General features: G+C 33.1%; 9 protein-coding genes. 4 read left to right on the forward strand and 5 right to left on the reverse strand.

The window, feature by feature from the left end; all coding sequences use genetic code 11:
- Positions 1-10: 10 nt before the first annotated feature.
- The gene (locus ACZIYX_RS01220; protein WP_462680363.1) at positions 11-2,107 is read right to left on the reverse strand and encodes a T9SS type A sorting domain-containing protein; all 2,097 of its coding nucleotides are present in this window, start codon (positions 2,105-2,107) and stop codon (positions 11-13) included.
- A 588-nt stretch (positions 2,108-2,695) separates the two neighbouring features.
- On the opposite strand from ACZIYX_RS01220, the gene uvrA reads away from it, so the two are divergent.
- From uvrA to ACZIYX_RS01240, 4 genes are all read left to right on the forward strand, one after another.
- Positions 2,696-5,536 carry an excinuclease ABC subunit UvrA gene (gene uvrA, locus ACZIYX_RS01225; RefSeq protein ID WP_462680364.1) on the forward strand — a complete coding sequence of 947 codons (2,841 nt, stop codon included), beginning with the start codon at positions 2,696-2,698 and terminating at the stop codon, positions 5,534-5,536.
- 12 nt (positions 5,537-5,548) lie between these two features.
- On the forward strand, positions 5,549-6,238 hold the full coding sequence (locus ACZIYX_RS01230; protein WP_462680365.1) for an LOG family protein: 690 nt from the start codon (positions 5,549-5,551) through the stop codon (positions 6,236-6,238).
- Positions 6,239-6,377: 139 nt separating this feature from the next.
- On the forward strand, positions 6,378-9,206 hold the full coding sequence (locus ACZIYX_RS01235; RefSeq protein WP_462680366.1) for a gluzincin family metallopeptidase: 2,829 nt from the start codon (positions 6,378-6,380) through the stop codon (positions 9,204-9,206).
- Between the two features lie 199 nt (positions 9,207-9,405).
- The gene (locus ACZIYX_RS01240; RefSeq protein WP_462680367.1) at positions 9,406-11,820 is read left to right on the forward strand and encodes an alpha-ketoacid dehydrogenase subunit alpha/beta; all 2,415 of its coding nucleotides are present in this window, start codon (positions 9,406-9,408) and stop codon (positions 11,818-11,820) included.
- Positions 11,821-11,926: 106 nt separating this feature from the next.
- Here ACZIYX_RS01240 and ACZIYX_RS01245 read toward each other — a convergent pair whose 3' ends face one another.
- From ACZIYX_RS01245 to ACZIYX_RS01260, 4 genes are all read right to left on the reverse strand, one after another.
- Positions 11,927-12,517, reverse strand: coding sequence for a hypothetical protein (locus ACZIYX_RS01245; protein WP_462680368.1), 591 nt, complete (start codon positions 12,515-12,517; stop codon positions 11,927-11,929).
- 352 nt (positions 12,518-12,869) lie between these two features.
- Positions 12,870-13,712, reverse strand: a complete 843-nt coding sequence (locus tag ACZIYX_RS01250) for a 1,4-dihydroxy-2-naphthoyl-CoA synthase (protein WP_462680369.1) — start codon at positions 13,710-13,712, stop codon at positions 12,870-12,872.
- Between the two features lie 234 nt (positions 13,713-13,946).
- Positions 13,947-15,095, reverse strand: coding sequence for an NAD(P)/FAD-dependent oxidoreductase (locus ACZIYX_RS01255; RefSeq protein ID WP_462680370.1), 1,149 nt, complete (start codon positions 15,093-15,095; stop codon positions 13,947-13,949).
- Positions 15,043-16,944 (reverse strand): LodA/GoxA family CTQ-dependent oxidase, encoded by a 1,902-nt coding sequence (locus tag ACZIYX_RS01260; protein WP_462680371.1) that lies wholly within the window; start codon positions 16,942-16,944, stop codon positions 15,043-15,045. Before ACZIYX_RS01260 ends, ACZIYX_RS01255 begins: the two co-directional genes overlap by 53 nt.
- Positions 16,945-17,002 lie beyond the last annotated feature (58 nt).

The raw sequence follows: 17,002 nt of genomic DNA on the forward strand, positions 1-17,002 counted from the left end.
TATATTATACTTATTTTATAGATACTTTTTGTGTAATCGTTCTCTTTGCATCTGTTACCTGAACAAAATACATACCAGGAGATAACGTACTTACATCTATAGTATGCCGGTCTTTTCCTCCCGGAGGAGTATCCAAAGCAATAACTTTTAATACTCTGCCATTAATATCTTTGATAGATAGCTTAGACGATGTATTTAATATATTATTAACTTCTATAGTTAGAATATCATGAGCAGGGTTTGGATATGTTTTAATTTCTAATTCTGTAGAAACCAAAGTTTCTTGTAATGATGCCTGAGTAGCAGAGTTACAAGACCCCAGATTTTTCCAACCAGTAGAAATTCTTTCATATAGATTGCCTTGATATGTTACTTTATCTCCTACAGAGTACGCTGTACCGCTTGAATATGCAGGTACGCCCGCACATGGATCAGAAGGATTAGAAGGGCAAGGTCCCAAATCTTTCCAACTAGACCCTGTCCATTCAAATAAATGGCCTTGGTATGTAACTCTATCTCCGGCTGAATATGTTACGGATCCAGACCAAGGACTTACACCCACACAAGTAATTCCTCCTCCATCATTACAACTACCGGTAGATGCATAACTATCCTGACCACACTTAACGGTAAAACTATTTACAGTAGAGTTAGACGAATTTTTTGCCTCCCAGTTTGCTCCTCTGGTTGTAGATACCTGCCTTGTTTTCCCGGAAGCAATCGAAAACTGAGAGCTGTTATTCGTAAAATACTCTAAAGTACAATTTGTATCGTTATTAAATGTTACAGTTGCAGAATCACCTGTATTACAACCAGTAGTACCACAAGTTTGAAGACAGCTTGCAGAACTTATTGTATTACGAATTACATTACCTGGTTGTGTGCCAAATCCTTTTGTAAAATTGATTCCTGCACTGGTTAAATGACAATAACTCATAATAGTCCCCCCATCTGATGGTATTCCTGGACGTGCACAACTACCTTCCACATTATAACATCCATCAATAGCTGTATTATTTCCATTCCATACACAAGCTTGCGTATGACTCGAACCTAAATTATGTCCCATTTCGTGTGCTATTACCATTACAGAAAATGAATATGTAGGTACATTGCTAAAAGTTTTATTAATACCAGAAACTCCATAACGTATATTAGATCTGCAAACACCTGTTAAATATGCTACTCCACCAGAAAAATCATAAGTTACAAAATGTCCTAAATCTGCTCCATTTAAACCATTTCTCTCTCTATAGCTGGCATAATCAGACAATCCACTAAAAGGCTGTTGAGATGTCCATGCATTTATTTGAGATACTTTTACAGTCATATTATCATTTGCATACAATATAGCAACCTGATTAAAGATAGATTGCAGGTAATCTGATGCTCCCTGGCTTCCTCCTTTATCCCTAACCACATCGTTTCCTATATCAAAATAAACTTTTACACATTTAGCCGCAGCTTTACTAGTCGAAGGATTTTCTGCTAGTTGTTCCTCTGTATACCCTTCATAATTTGTTTCTGCACTACATGTAAAATCCTGTAAATGAACCAAATCATTATCCTCGTACATAATATGATCTGTACTATTTTTAAGTTTACCCATTACTAAGTTTCCGTTATCACCCTCTAAGCTAATAACCCCCGAAACCTCGCCATCAAGCAAACTTACTGCTGCAATAGAGTTTGATTTACCACGTACCACACCTCTGTAATGAGATATAGCACTTTTATTTTGAACAACATTACCAGATGGCATTTCTACTATCTTAAAATCCTCGGTAGCAATATCCACTTTTACCAATTCTAATATCATAGAAGTTTTTTGACCGGGGATTTCCAAATTCATAGTTTCAGGGGCACCAGATTTTATAGATGCCAACTTATTTGCATTCAAAGAAAATAAAGTGTAGTCTTTGACTTCTTTTGGTATTTGAACATTAGCTTTTTGTTTAGCCGTTATTAAACTAAACAAGTTAACGTCTTGAAAATCGGAACCCTGTATTTTTTGCTGTTTTACCAAATCAGTAGGCCTATGCTGTTGTGCCTGCATAAAATTTATTACCATAAAAAAGGTAATTGCAATTTTGAACATGTTTTTCATCGTGATTAGTTTTAATTTTGAAGAATTTCTGTATTGACTTTATTGGGCTATTTAAACTGTCAATAACCAAAACTTCAAAGAGTTTGTGAATTAACAAGTTACTGATTTAATAAAATTAATAAAAAAATGCACCTATAAACTTAGAAAAATGAAAAGTCAATTATATTTTGGTCAAATAAATGTATTATAATTAATAATTTGAATATTTTTAATTATAATAACACTAAAATGAAAGGCAAAAAAAACTATTAGATTTAGTAAAGTTTGATTTCTGATTAAAAAAACAAACAATTGTACTTATTAAGATCTATAAAATATATCTTTGATACTAATTTTATACTATGCCTTACAAATCAAAAACAAATTCTTACATTATTTTTATATGAAAGAAAATTAGCACTCAAAAACAATATGTTTACCTTGCTTAAATTACTGTTAAACAGGTTTTTATAAATAAAGACACACGATCTATGCCAGCCAATATTTTTAAATTACCCATAGATGAACATTGATTTAACAAAACTGAAACTTTACCTGTTTCACAAAACGCGCTCAAATAACTACATTTGCAATCTTGGTTAAAAATTTATGATTACATCAGAAGAAAATATTGAGGTTTTAGGAGCACGTGTTCACAACCTGAAAAACATAGATGTCACAATACCTCGTGAGAAACTCGTAGTTATAACCGGTCTGTCGGGATCAGGTAAATCGTCTTTGGCATTTGATACTATATATGCAGAAGGGCAACGACGTTATATAGAAACTTTTTCTGCGTATGCAAGACAATTTTTGGGTGGGCTGGAACGACCAGATGTAGATAAAATAGACGGCTTGTCCCCTGTTATTGCCATTGAGCAAAAAACAACAAGCAAAAGCCCGCGTAGTACAGTAGGTACAATTACCGAAATATATGATTTTCTTAGATTATTGTTTTCAAGAGCAAGTGATGCCTATAGCTATAATACCGGAGAAAAAATGGTTAGCTATAGTGACGAGCAAATCAAAAACCTTATTCTTGAAGATTTTTCTGAAAAAAAAATAAATATACTTGCTCCAATTATACGGTCAAGAAAAGGGCATTATCGGGAGTTATTTGAACAAATTGCCAAACAGGGGTTTGTAAAGGTTCGTGTTAATGGAGAAATTAAAGATATTACCAAAGGAATGAAATTAGATCGATACAAAACTCATGATATTGAGATTGTAATCGATCGATTAATGGTTACCAAAGATCAGGATAACTCAAAACGCCTTATGGAAACCATTAATACCGCAATGTACCATGGTGAAGATGTTTTAATGGTTATTGAGCAGGAATCTGAAGAAGTAAGGTTTTTTAGTCGTAACTTAATGTGCCCGTCTAGTGGTATTTCTTATCCAAATCCAGAACCAAATAATTTTTCTTTTAACTCTCCAAAAGGAGCGTGTCCTAAATGTAATGGTATAGGTAATCTGTATGAAGTTAATTTAAAAAAGATAGTCCCTGACGATTCTAAATCTATAAAAAATGGAGGGTTAGCACCGCAAGGACCTCAAAAAAACAATTGGATTTTTAAACAATTAGAATTAATTGCGCAACGCTTCGGGTTTACCCTTAACGATCCTATAAAAAGTATCCCAAAAGAAGCCATGGAGATTATACTATATGGGGGGAAAGAAAAATTTAGTATTACCAGTAAAACCCTAGGGGTTACCAGAGAATATAAAATAGACTTTGAAGGAATAGCAACTTTTATAGAAAACACCTATAATAACAACGACTCTACTTCTTTAAAACGATGGGCCAAAGATTTTATGGATAACATACAATGCCCAACATGTAACGGATCAAGATTACGTAAAGAATCTCTCTATTTTAAAGTAAATGAAAAAAATATTGCAGAATTGGCTGCAATGGATATTATAGAACTTACAAATTGGTTCAAAACACTTGCTGCACAATTAAGTGAAAAACAGAACAAAATATCTGGCGAAATTTTAAAAGAAATTAATGCCAGACTTCAATTTTTAATAGATGTAGGACTTACTTACCTTTCTTTAAACAGAAGCAGCAAATCCCTTTCTGGTGGGGAAGCACAACGTATACGCCTTGCTACACAAATAGGTTCGCAGCTTGTCGGAGTTTTATATATACTCGACGAGCCAAGTATTGGTTTGCATCAAAGGGATAATGAAAAATTAATCAACTCCCTTATTCAATTAAGAGATATTGGTAATTCGGTAATCGTTGTAGAACACGATAAAGATATGATCGAAAGAGCAGATCATGTTATTGACATAGGGCCACTGGCAGGAAAACACGGAGGAGAAATTATTAGCCAGGGTACTCCTCAAGAGCTACATAAATTTAATACCCTTACCGCAGATTATTTAAGCGGCAAAAGACAAATCAAAGTACCATCCAAACGAAGAGAAGGAAACGGCAAAATGATCTCATTAAAGGGAGCTACAGGAAATAACTTAAAAAATGTATCAATTGATATTCCTTTGGGAAAAATGATTGCAGTAACCGGAGTATCTGGCAGCGGAAAATCTACGCTAATCAACGAAACACTCTACCCTATTCTTAATGCATACTATTTTAATGGTGTAAAAAAACCAATGCCTTACAAAAGTATTAAAGGGCTTGAGCACTCAGATAAAGTAATAGATATAAACCAATCTCCTATTGGTCGTACCCCCAGATCCAATCCTGCTACATATACAGGTGTTTTTTCAGAAATAAGGGATCTTTTTGCAAAAACCCCCGAAGCTATGATACGTGGTTATAAACCAGGTCGTTTTAGTTTTAATGTTGCCGGCGGAAGATGCGAAACTTGCAAAGGCGGTGGACTAAGGGTAATAGAAATGAACTTTTTACCCGATGTATATGTTGAGTGTGAAACCTGTCAGGGAAAACGTTTTAACCGGGAAACTTTAGAAATCAGATACAAAGGGAAATCTATTTCTGATGTGTTAGAAATGACAATTAACGAGTCTTGCTTGTTTTTTGAACAGATACCTAAAATTTTCAGAAAATTAAAAACAATCAAAAATGTTGGTCTGGGATATATAACACTAGGACAACAATCTACTACATTGTCTGGCGGTGAAGCGCAACGAATTAAATTAGCTACAGAATTGTCCAAAAGAGACACAGGTAATACTTTTTATATTTTGGACGAACCAACAACCGGGCTTCATTTTGAAGATGTTCGGGTTTTAATGGATGTTTTAAATAAATTGGTAGATAAAGGAAACACCGTTCTTATTATAGAACACAATATGGATGTAATAAAAATGGCAGATTACATTATAGATATAGGGTATGAAGGAGGTAAAAATGGAGGAAAAGTTGTAGCTAAAGGAACTCCGGAAGAAATTATTAAAATCAAAAAAAGTTATACTGCAAAGTTTCTGAAAAAAGAGCTAGAAACCATACATTAAAATATAAGATTCATGCAAAAAGAACAGCACCACAAAGGGTGGAATCAAATAAAAACCAATGATTCATGGGCAATTTTCAAAATCATGGGAGAATTTGTCAACGGATTTGAAAAAATGAGTAAAATTGGACCTTGTGTGTCTATTTTTGGGTCTGCCCGTACAAAAACAGACGACAAATACTATCAATTAGCAGTAGATGTTGCAAAACAAATAGTAGATCATGGATATGGGGTTATTACTGGTGGAGGTCCGGGTATTATGGAAGCAGGCAATAAAGGAGCACACCTGGGAGGAGGTACCTCTGTAGGATTAAACATAGATCTGCCTTTTGAGCAGCATGACAATCCATATATAGATAGTGATAAAAGTCTTGACTTTGATTATTTTTTTGTTCGTAAAGTAATGTTCGTAAAATATTCTCAAGGATTTGTAGTTATGCCAGGTGGGTTTGGTACTTTGGATGAGCTATTTGAAGCAATAACATTGATCCAGACCAAAAAAATAGATAAGTTTCCTATAATACTGGTTAGTACAGAATTTTGGGGAGGACTTATAGATTGGATAAAAAGTACATTGCTTCAAAAATTTGGAAATATAAGTCCCACAGATTTAGATCTTATACATATTGTAGATACTCCCGATGAAGTATTGCAAATTTTAGATAAATTCTATGCAGAGTATAATTTAAGTCCTAATTTTTGAAATATTTTAATAATCAGCAACTTAGTGAGTAAACTCACGAGGCATATCTTCGAAAGTATATTTTATTTTCAGGATAATCCAAGTAATTTAAACCCTTAAATGAGGAATTGAAAAGTGTGTCTTTAATTAATAGCAAAACTTGAAACTAATAAAACTATATAATTTTGTAATTGCCTTTTTTATGCTTTCTGCTGTCTGTGCACAGCATGATGTTGTTATTAACGCGGATTTAGATTCTGAAAAAAAAATAATAACAATAAACCAGGAAATAACCTATACCAATTTCTCAAAAGACACTCTTACAAAAATATTTTTTCACGATTGGGTCAATAGTTTTTCTAGTAAAACCACTCCTCTTGCCAAAAGATTTAATGAAGATTTTTTAAAACGCTTTTACTTTGCGAAAGATGAAGAACGTGGAGCCACGATTATTCAAAATATAACAAATAACGAACTACAATCTTTGCATTGGGGACGGCAACAAGATACTGTAGACATAATGTGGATACAACCTTCTTCTCCCATATATCCGGGAGAAAAAAGTACTTTTTTGATTAAATACAAAATAAAAGTTCCCAGTAACAAATTTACCAGATACGGGTATAACGACAATGGTGATTTTAGCTTAAAATACTGGTATATAATCCCGGCTGTTTATGATACAAAATGGAATACATACAGCCATAAAAATTTGGACGACCTGTATGCTCCTGTAATTAATTATCAAATTAATTTTACGCTACCTAGTACATATACTATTGCAAGTGATTTGGATGAAGAAAAAAATATTGTTTCTAATGATGAACCCAGAAAAACTGTGCGTTTAAGTGGGGATAAAAGAAATGAAATAAGCTTGTATCTCGAAAAAAAAACATCTTTTAGTAGTTATACTACTGGTGGAGTTCAGGTTATAAGCAACATAGATGACAATGATCTTATCCCCGAAATGAAATCTATTGCAATAGATCGAATTATTGGATTTTTACAAAAAAAGCTGGGCACTTATCCTTTTGATAAAATTTTAATCTCTGAAAACGACTATAAAAATAACCCTGTATACGGGCTAAATCAATTACCCGATATTTTAAGGCCATTTCCGGATGGTTTTCAGTATGAAATTAAACAATTAAAAACGATAACCGAAAAGTTTCTTGAAAAAACCATAATAATAAACCCAAGATATGATGCGTGGATAAAAGATGCCATACATATTTATCTTATGATGTCGTATACCGAGCAGTATTATCCAAAAATGAAACTAATAGGTAAACTTAGCAAAGTAATTGGTTTACGATGGTTTCATGCTGCAGATCTGGAATTTAATGACCAATATTTTTTAGGATATAAAAATATGGCCAGACTTTTTTTAGATCAACCATTAACAGAGCAGCAGGATAAATTAGTAAAGTTTAATAAAAACATTTCTAACGCTTATAAAGCAGGTATCGGTTTTAAATATTTAGAAGATTATTTGGGCGATGATAACCTTGTAAATAAAAGTATTCAAGATTTTTATTCTAAAAACCTTTTACAGTATACCAACTCCAACGCTTATAAAAAAATACTCAATTCTATAACAACAAAAAATATAGATTGGTTTTTTGATGATTTTATTGGAACCAATAAAAAATTGGATTTTAAAATTAAATCCGTAAAAAAAAATAAAGATTCTTTAGAAGTAACCATTAAAAACAAAGAAGATAATGCTATGCCAGTTTCTCTTTACGGCTTTAGAAAAAAAGATTTGGTTTCTAAAACTTGGGTAATGGGGGTTAACGGAACTGCAAAAGTTAAAATTGCCAATGAAAATATTAGTAAACTGGTAATTGACTACGATCAAAATATTCCTGAAATAAACAGACGAAATAATTATAAAAATCTAAAATGGATATTTAACAAGCCTATTCAGTTCAGAATTTTACAAGATCTCGAAGACCCACGATATAATCAAATATTTTTTATTCCAGAATTTGAGTTTAACGTATATGATGGTTTTACAATAGCTTCAAAATTTTATAACAGAACCTTTATTAAAAAAGATTTCGAATATAATTTCTCTCCCGCTTACGGTCTTAAATCCAAAAAATTACTAGGATCTGCATCTGTATTTTACAGACAACAACTATCTGATTATGGATTGTATCAAATGCTGTATGGCGTAAACGGAAGCATGTTTAGTTATGCCCCTGACCTGCTGTTCAAACGATTTTCTACCTCTGTGAATTTTCTTTTCAGACCAAAAGATCTAAGATCCAATGAAAAACAAAAATTATCTTTTAGAAATATAAATGTATTTAGAGACAGAAGCAAAGAAACCCCTGTAGTAACACCAGACTATAATGTATTTAACGCAAGGTATAAATATTCAAATTTTAATCTTATCAATTTTCTTGGGTACACAATAGATTATCAAATATCAAAAAATTTCAGCAAACTATCCACATCTATAAACTATAGAAAACTATTTCTTAATAACCGTCAATTAAACCTTCGGTTTTTTGCAGGATCTTTTGTTTTTAACGGCACTCAAAAAGATGGGGATTTTTTCAGTTTTGCGCTGGACAGACCTACAGATTACTTATTTGATTATAACTATCTGGGGCGTAGTGAAGATACAGGACTGGTAAGCCAACAAATTATTTTGGCAGAAGGAGGATTCAAATCACAACTTAAACATTCATTCGCTAATCAATGGATCACCACTTTTAATGCGAATACTAATATTTGGAATTGGATCTATATGTATGGAGACGTAGGCTTAGTTAAAAACAAAGGAATTACTCCAAAATTTGTATACGATGCAGGCATTCGATTAAGTTTGGTTGCCGATTATTTTGAACTTTTCTTTCCTGTAGTTTCTAATAAAGGTTGGGAATTTTCACAACCAAATTATGAACAGCAAATTCGATTTATCATAACACTTAGTCCAGAAACATTGATTGGGCTTTTTACCCGGGAATGGTACTAAATGTTTTTTATATTTGAATAGAATAATATGTGAAATTTTTGAATATTCGTTAACCAATCTTTAAAATAGCTGTAAAAAAAATCAATCTTCTAATAAAAAAGCGCTTTAAATGAATTATATTCAAAAAATTTAAGACTTTACGCCTTGCAAATGGTTAGTATTTTAACTAAATTTGTAATCCATTATAAACATCGTTCACATGCAGTCTGAAACTATTACTTTACCTAATATTTCTTTTGAAGAGTATAAAAATCAAATACTTAGAGATTATAAAATTGCTATAATTAGTAGAGAATGTAGCCTATTAGGCAGACGGGAAGTATTAACCGGTAAATCCAAATTTGGAATATTTGGAGGAGGAAAAGAACTGCCACAACTTGCAATGGCAAGGGTTTTTCGTGATGGAGATTTTAGATCTGGTTATTACAGAGATCAAACGTTTATGATGGCTATCAATCAATATACCGTAGAGCAGTTTTTTGCTGGCTTGTATTCACATACAGATATTAAAAAAGAACCTTTTGCAGCAGGAAGACAAATGGGGGGGCATTTTGCAACCCATAGCTTAAACGAAGATGGTACCTGGAAAAACTTAACAAAACAAAAAAACTCAAGCTCAGATATCTCCCCTACTGCTGGTCAAATGCCTAGATTATTAGGACTTGCACAGGCATCCAAAGTATATCGCAATGAGAAAAGTATTACAGATAGTTCTAATTTTTCTATCCAAGGAAACGAAGTTGCCTGGGGTACAATCGGAAACGCAAGTACCAGTGAAGGTTTATTTTGGGAAACGATAAATGCAGCGGGTGTTCTACAAGTGCCAATGGTAATCAGTATTTGGGATGATGAATATGGAATTTCTGTTCATGCAAAACACCAAACAACCAAAGAGGATATTTCTCTTATTCTTGAAGGTTTTAGACGTGACCAAAACCATCAGGGTTATGAAATCTTTAAAGTTAACGGGTGGGATTATGCTGCCTTAATAGATACTTATGAAAGAGCAGAAAAATTAGCTCGTGAAAATCATATTCCCGTTATTATTCATGTTAAAGAATTAACACAACCTCAAGGACATTCTACTTCTGGATCACATGAAAGATATAAAAGTGAAGAACGTTTGAATTGGGAACGGGAACATGATTGTATTAAAAAATTTAAAGAGTGGATTATTAACCATGAAATCTCTACAGCCGAAGAATTACTGGAATTTGAAAAGACAGCGAAAAAAGAGGTGCGAAAAGGCAAAACCGAAGCTTGGAATGCTTATTTATCTGAAATAAAAGCAGAACAAAAAGAAGCTTTGGGTATTTTGAAACTAGTGGAAAACAAAAGTAGCAACAAAAATTTTATTTCACCCCTTATAAAATTTTTATCCTCTAAAAATGAACTTATTAGAAAAGATATCCTTGAAACTACAAGAAAAGTTTTACGATATGTTACTAAAGAAAATTTTGAAGAAAAATTAACCCTTCAAAAGTGGGTAAACAATTATATAGCTACAATACAGCCAAAATATAGTGCTCATTTATACAACGAAAATGAATCCGGAGCAATACATATTAAAGAAATAAAGCCCGAGTATGATAAAAATGCTGAAATTGTAGACGGAAGAATTATTATTAGAAATAACTTTGATGAATTATTTTCCAGATTTCCTGAAACACTAATTTTTGGGGAAGATAGTGGTAAAATTGGAGATGTTAACCAAGGTTTGGAAGGGCTTCAGGAAAAATTTGGTGAAATTAGAGTTTCTGATACCGGAATCCGAGAGGCAACAATAATTGGTCAAGGTATAGGTATGGCAATGCGTGGACTAAGACCAATCGCAGAAATACAATATTTGGATTATATTTTATATTGTATACAAGGTCTTAGTGATGATCTTGCAACACTGCGCTACAGAACATTTGCTAAACAAAAAGCCCCGCTAATTATACGAACAAGAGGACATAGACTGGAAGGGATATGGCATTCGGGGTCTCAAATGGGAGGTTTAATTCATTTATTGAGAGGAATCCATATTTTGGTGCCAAGAAATATGGTGAAAGCCGCTGGATTTTATAACACCCTAATGGATAGTGATGAACCCGCATTGGTAATTGAATGTCTTAATGGGTATCGTTTAAAAGAAAAAATGCCTTCTAATTTATCACAAACCAGAACCCCAATAGGTGTAGTAGAAACTATTAAAGAAGGAACAGATATAACATTAGTATCTTATGGATCTACCTTAAGATTAGTAGAACAAGCCGCAAAAGAATTATTATCTGCAGGTATTAATGCCGAAGTAATTGATGTGCAATCCCTATTACCTTTTGATATAAATCATGATATTGTAAAAAGTGTATCCAAAACCAACAGAATATTAATCATTGATGAGGATGTTCCTGGTGGGGGAACAGGATTTATTTTACACAAATTAATTGATGAACAAAATATATACCAACATCTGGATAGTAAACCGCAAACTTTGAGTGCACAACCGCACAGACCTGCTTTTGGAACTGATGGAGACTATTTTAGCAAACCATCTATTGAAGATATCTATGAAAAAGTATATGAAATTATGAATGAAGTTAATCCTGCTAAATATCCACAACTAAGATAATCAATATCAAAAATGTACAAATAACCCTTCATTTATACCATTTATACTTTGAATTTTACCGGAAAAAAATCCTTTTTCCGGTAAAATTCAAAGTATAAATGGTATTTTACTCATAATCTTCTATTTTTAATCTTTTACCGTCTTTATAAGAGATTACAAATATTTTTTTGTCAAGCCCTGCATTTATCAATAGTCTTCTGAAATCCTGAGCTTCGTTCAGGGTTTCAAAAATACCCAAGCTCATTTTGTAATATGAGGTATCATTATAAATAAGGACATTTGTGTATTTTTTTGATACAGAAGGTATTTCTTTAGAATTGAATGCTTTAAGTTGCACAGAATAAACAGTATCTTTATCTATCAATTTTCTATAAAAATAAAGATCCTTTATTTCTTTGAGGTCTGTTTTTTCTTTTTTTAATGTTTCCAGTTGTTGTTTTGCCAAAGCCAGTTCTTTTTTAAGCAAAGACTCTTTTTCTGTATAAGACCCGTTGAAAAAAAAAGTATCGGCCACAAAATAAACAGTTAAAAGTAAAAATATCAAAAAAAGCCCCCCTAGCATTCTATTTATTTTTTTGACTTTTTTTAACTTATCAGATTCTTCTTTTAAAAGATCTTCAAGCTTTTTTTGTTTAATTTCGGATTTTTCTATCTGATAATGTAATGATAAAAGATCCTCATCTTTAATAACTTTCATTTTTTGGGGAATCTTAAGAGTTATTCTGTATTTTACGCTAACACCCTAACATAATACTTAATTTTTTATAAGTACCATTATAAATTTTCAAAATTATAAATATCTCTTTACAATCACTTTTTTAGGAAGCTTTCATAAGAAAACCTAAACACTTTCAATTTACTCTGGATTTACATAAAATTCTAAAACTATAAACTTTAGAAGTCTTGTTATGAATATAATAATAATTATGTACAAATACAATGCATCCTCGTTTTTATCTGCTAACCCTTGGTAAAAATTCTTTTTTTAAAATCATTTTGTATAAAAAAGAAATAACTTTGATACACTATTTAAAAAAGTAAAGAAACTATTATGGAATCCATTTAATATTTCTAAAATCAGGCTTTCTTTTTTCAAGAAATGCATTTCTTCCTTCTTTTGCTTCTTCTGTCATGTATGCCAATCTGGTGGCCTCACCTGCAAATACCTGCTGCCCAACCATTCCATCATCTGTAAGGTTCATTGCAAATTTCAGCATTTTTATAGATGTTGGTGATTTTTCCAAAATCTCTTGTCCCCACTTATATGCAGTATCTTCTAATTCATCATGTGGTATAACAGCATTTACCATTCCCATTTCATAAGCTTCTTGTGCAGAATAATTTCTACCTAAAAAAAAGATTTCTCTCGCCTTTTTTTGCCCTACCATTTTTGCCAGATATGCAGAACCATATCCGCCATCAAAACTTGTTACATCCGCATCTGTTTGCTTAAAAATTGCATGCTCCTTACTTGCCAATGTAAGATCACAAACTACATGCAGGCTGTGCCCTCCTCCTACTGCCCATCCCGGTACTACCGCGATCACTACTTTTGGCATAAACCGAATAAGCCTCTGTACTTCCAAAATATTTAATCTGTGCATCCCATCTTCTCCTACATATCCCTGGTGCCCTCTTGCTTTTTGATCTCCTCCACTACAAAAACTATATACCCCATCTTTTGTAGAAGGGCCTTCTGCCGAAAGTAAAACCACCCCAACAGATGTATCTTCTTGTGCATCATAAAAAGCATCATAAAGTTCGCTTGTTGTTTTTGGCCTAAAAGCATTACGCACATTTGGTCTGTTAAATGCTATACGAGCAACTCCATTAGATTTTTTGTACGTAATATCTTCATATTCTTTTACAGTTTTCCAGTCTATTGAACCCATAGTTTATTTTATTTATACTTTCAAAAATACTATAATATATTATATCAAACCAGAAGAATTACAAAGTTATATTACACAATCCGGACTACGAAGCAAGAAAAATATAAAATTTGAGTAACCAAGAATTTTTTTATAGTAAAATCAATAAATCCGGAACAAGCTCACGAAGTATGTGTTTCTTTAAAATATATTTTGCCTTGGGTAATTAACCTCTTAATGAGGGGTAAAAAAAGTCTAGACCAATTCTATATAATTTTCTGTCCTTTTTTTCCAGTACAAGCTATCCTCCCATCTTTTTTCTGTTAAATAATGTGTTTTTAGTTTCTGTTTATAGTTTATAAAAGCTTTTTCTATAACAAAACGATACGCATTAAGTGCATTTTCTTTTCCAGAAAACATATCTGCTATTGCATGTCCCCCATAATATCCCGAAGCTAATGCCGAAGTAATCCCATAGGATGATATTGGATCGTAGGAGTATGCTGCATCTCCTACTGCCAGCCACTTTTTTCCGTACGGAATTTCCAGATAACTAGTTCCTGCGGGCATTATATGTATTTCCTTTTTATTAAAAGAAATTTCTTTTAAAATTTTTGATAAATGTTTGGTTGCTTTTAATTCTTTTTCTAAAAAAAATACTGCTTCTTCTTTTATTGGTAATAAATCTTTTAGCGTAAAAAACATGAATGTTGCTTCATCATTTGAAACCGGGGCTACATACCACCAACCATTAGGTGTTGATTCTATTAAGATTTGGTGTTCTATTTTATTTAATAAAGAGGCTGTAACCGTAATTGCAAATTGCTTGTCCGGTTCTTTTTTGAATACTCCAAAATGTCTGCATACTGAAGCTTTTCTTCCTGTTGCATCTACCATATACTGCCCGAATATTTCGGAAATTTCATTTCCTTTTTGGACAGAAACTTTGATGATATTATCTGTTTCTAAAACATGTTTTAAGCTATATCCTGAAAAAAAGGTAGCTGAGCTTTTTTTTACAATTTCCCGAAGTTGTTTCTCAAAATATAATCTATCCAATAAATATCCATGACCATATATTTGGTCTATAAAATTTTTCTGCTCCCATAAATCACTCCCCCAACTACTCATGTTTCCAAAATATGGATGATGTTGTTCCGATTTCAACAAATGTTCTATTCCCAACTGCCTAAATAAAGGTTTTGCATTTGGCGGAATTGCTTCTCCATATTTTCGTTGTGGTTCAGAACCTGCTTCTATAATGCAATGAGATATTCCGCGAAAAGAAAGTGTTAAAGAGGTGGCGATCCCTGCTGGGCCACCACCTACTATTATAACTGAAAACGGGTTATTATCTTTCACCACGCCCAAAAGTTCTTCGTATTCTTTCTCGCAAAGGAGCATTGCTTTTTAGTAACGAAAGTTTTTGAATATCCTCATACTCTATTGTGTGATCTTCTTCATTTTCTGCATAAAGTACTTGCTTAAAAGTAGGATCTTCCCCAGAAAAATGTCTTCCTGTTTCTTTCCATACTTTATCCGGCAAAAACTCATTTTCGTTATTTTGTTCAGCAGGAGCTATAATCCCCAACTCATGCCATTCCTTAACCATTAGATTAATTTTTTTTGTATAGTCAGATCCAAAATCACGCAACCAATCTTGTCTGTAATCAAAATGTTTTAATCTTTGTGCTATATTAAGGCTATGTACTCCCATTCGGTCAAAACTATCTTCGCTTAAAATTTGATTGGGTACACGTGCAGCCCAAAAAGAAGGTAATGGTAAATATGTTGATGTATCATAACCAGATAAACAACTGGCTTCATCTGTCTGCCATGGCACTCCTAACCATCGGGTTAAAGACCCCGGCCCACTGCTGGATAGTGGTCCTTTTTCTCCCAAAGCTATTACTGTAGACAAAAGTGGTCCAAAATCCAGATTGGGTAATCTTCCTTCTTCCATTATGTTAAGACGATATGGGGACTCCCACATTAGCTTAACCCTCATTGGCCAGGTAAGTTCTATTCCGGGATGAAAAGGGCCTCCCAGACACTCTTCTAGCGGGGCTTGATTAAGAGCATTTATTTGCTCTGTCAAGCTTAATTGATCAAAAGGTTTTTGTGTAGCAGGCTCTCCTGTTACAAAATCTCCTTCGGCCCATTTTTTTAAACGTGAATATTGAGTTCGGGTTATAGGTAAATCTACTAATGCTATCTTTGTATATTCCCCAAAACCATCTCCATAAAATGGAGGTACTTTTGTTGGTGTATATTTTTGAGAGTCCGGATCTCTAAACCAATCAAATACCCGGTTTCTATCTGCTTTAAATACACTCGAGGGATCGGATAGTTTTTTTAAAATATCATGATTTGTAAAATCTGACGGTGAATTTTTGCCAAACAGCATAAAAAAACCTTGATTGACCCATTGGGTATTGGTCATTCGCTCTAGTATTGGATAAATATGTGTCCAAAACCGTATTTCTTTGGCAGATGGGTTAGGAAAATTCATTTCTCTGATAAATAAATCCTGCACCACATCGTTCATGGTTACCACACCATACAGTCCTGGTCCAAAATCCGGGGGAGTAACTGCTACCATAGCTGGTTTTGCTTCAAACTCTTGCCCGTTAATAACAACCTTAGCCCTAATAGTACCATCACAAGTATCATCATGCCATCCCTCATTATTTGCAAACGTAATAGCTGGCTTATTATCTTTTGAGGCAGAATCTCCATTACCTCCAAAAAACAATAACCTGCCATCTTCATCTGTACGGATTTCACCAAGTGGTACATTTTTTTTATAAAAAGTACCTGAATTAAATTGATATGCTTCTCCTTGTTGGTTTTTTCCTGTTATGGTTCTTGTTCCCGGATTAATTATTAGTTCTTCTCTGTTTTCTTCTGATTTATTACGAAGTACTGAGGGAATAGCCGATCCTACTAAATCCAAAGCATTGTTAAATTGATACCATGCTGATTTAATATTTGCTACATGCACTCTCCATTCAATAGAAGTCTCTTTAGTTTGTATTATTTCTTGCAGTACTTCTCCTTCTTTATTAAAGGCATAAATTCTAAAACGAGCTACTTGTTTTTTAACCCTTCCCATAGAGTCTTTAAAACCTCCTTTAGGATCAGGCGGTATTCCTGGTAAATCAGAAGATAAAAAATACTCATTAGAGTTTCCTATACGAGAAACCCCAATAGGTGGATAAATAGCCACACTATTAATTTCATTGTTTTTCATATTTTTAAGTTGGTTAGTACTTGTTCAATTAAAACAGATATTTTCCGTTCCTATCAAA

The sequence above is a fragment of the Aquimarina sp. genome, from assembly GCF_977115655.1.

Coding starts and splice junctions, on each gene's coding strand:
- ACZIYX_RS01245 (WP_462680368.1), bottom strand. CDS start 12,517: ATGAAAGTTATTAAAGATGAGGATCTTTTATCATTACATTATCAGATA.
- ACZIYX_RS01250 (WP_462680369.1), bottom strand. CDS start 13,712: ATGGGTTCAATAGACTGGAAAACTGTAAAAGAATATGAAGATATTACG.
- ACZIYX_RS01240 (WP_462680367.1), top strand. CDS start 9,406: ATGCAGTCTGAAACTATTACTTTACCTAATATTTCTTTTGAAGAGTAT.
- ACZIYX_RS01260 (WP_462680371.1), bottom strand. CDS start 16,944: ATGAAAAACAATGAAATTAATAGTGTGGCTATTTATCCACCTATTGGG.
- ACZIYX_RS01220 (WP_462680363.1), bottom strand. CDS start 2,107: ATGAAAAACATGTTCAAAATTGCAATTACCTTTTTTATGGTAATAAAT.
- uvrA (WP_462680364.1), top strand. CDS start 2,696: ATGATTACATCAGAAGAAAATATTGAGGTTTTAGGAGCACGTGTTCAC.
- ACZIYX_RS01255 (WP_462680370.1), bottom strand. CDS start 15,095: ATGCTCCTTTGCGAGAAAGAATACGAAGAACTTTTGGGCGTGGTGAAA.
- ACZIYX_RS01230 (WP_462680365.1), top strand. CDS start 5,549: ATGCAAAAAGAACAGCACCACAAAGGGTGGAATCAAATAAAAACCAAT.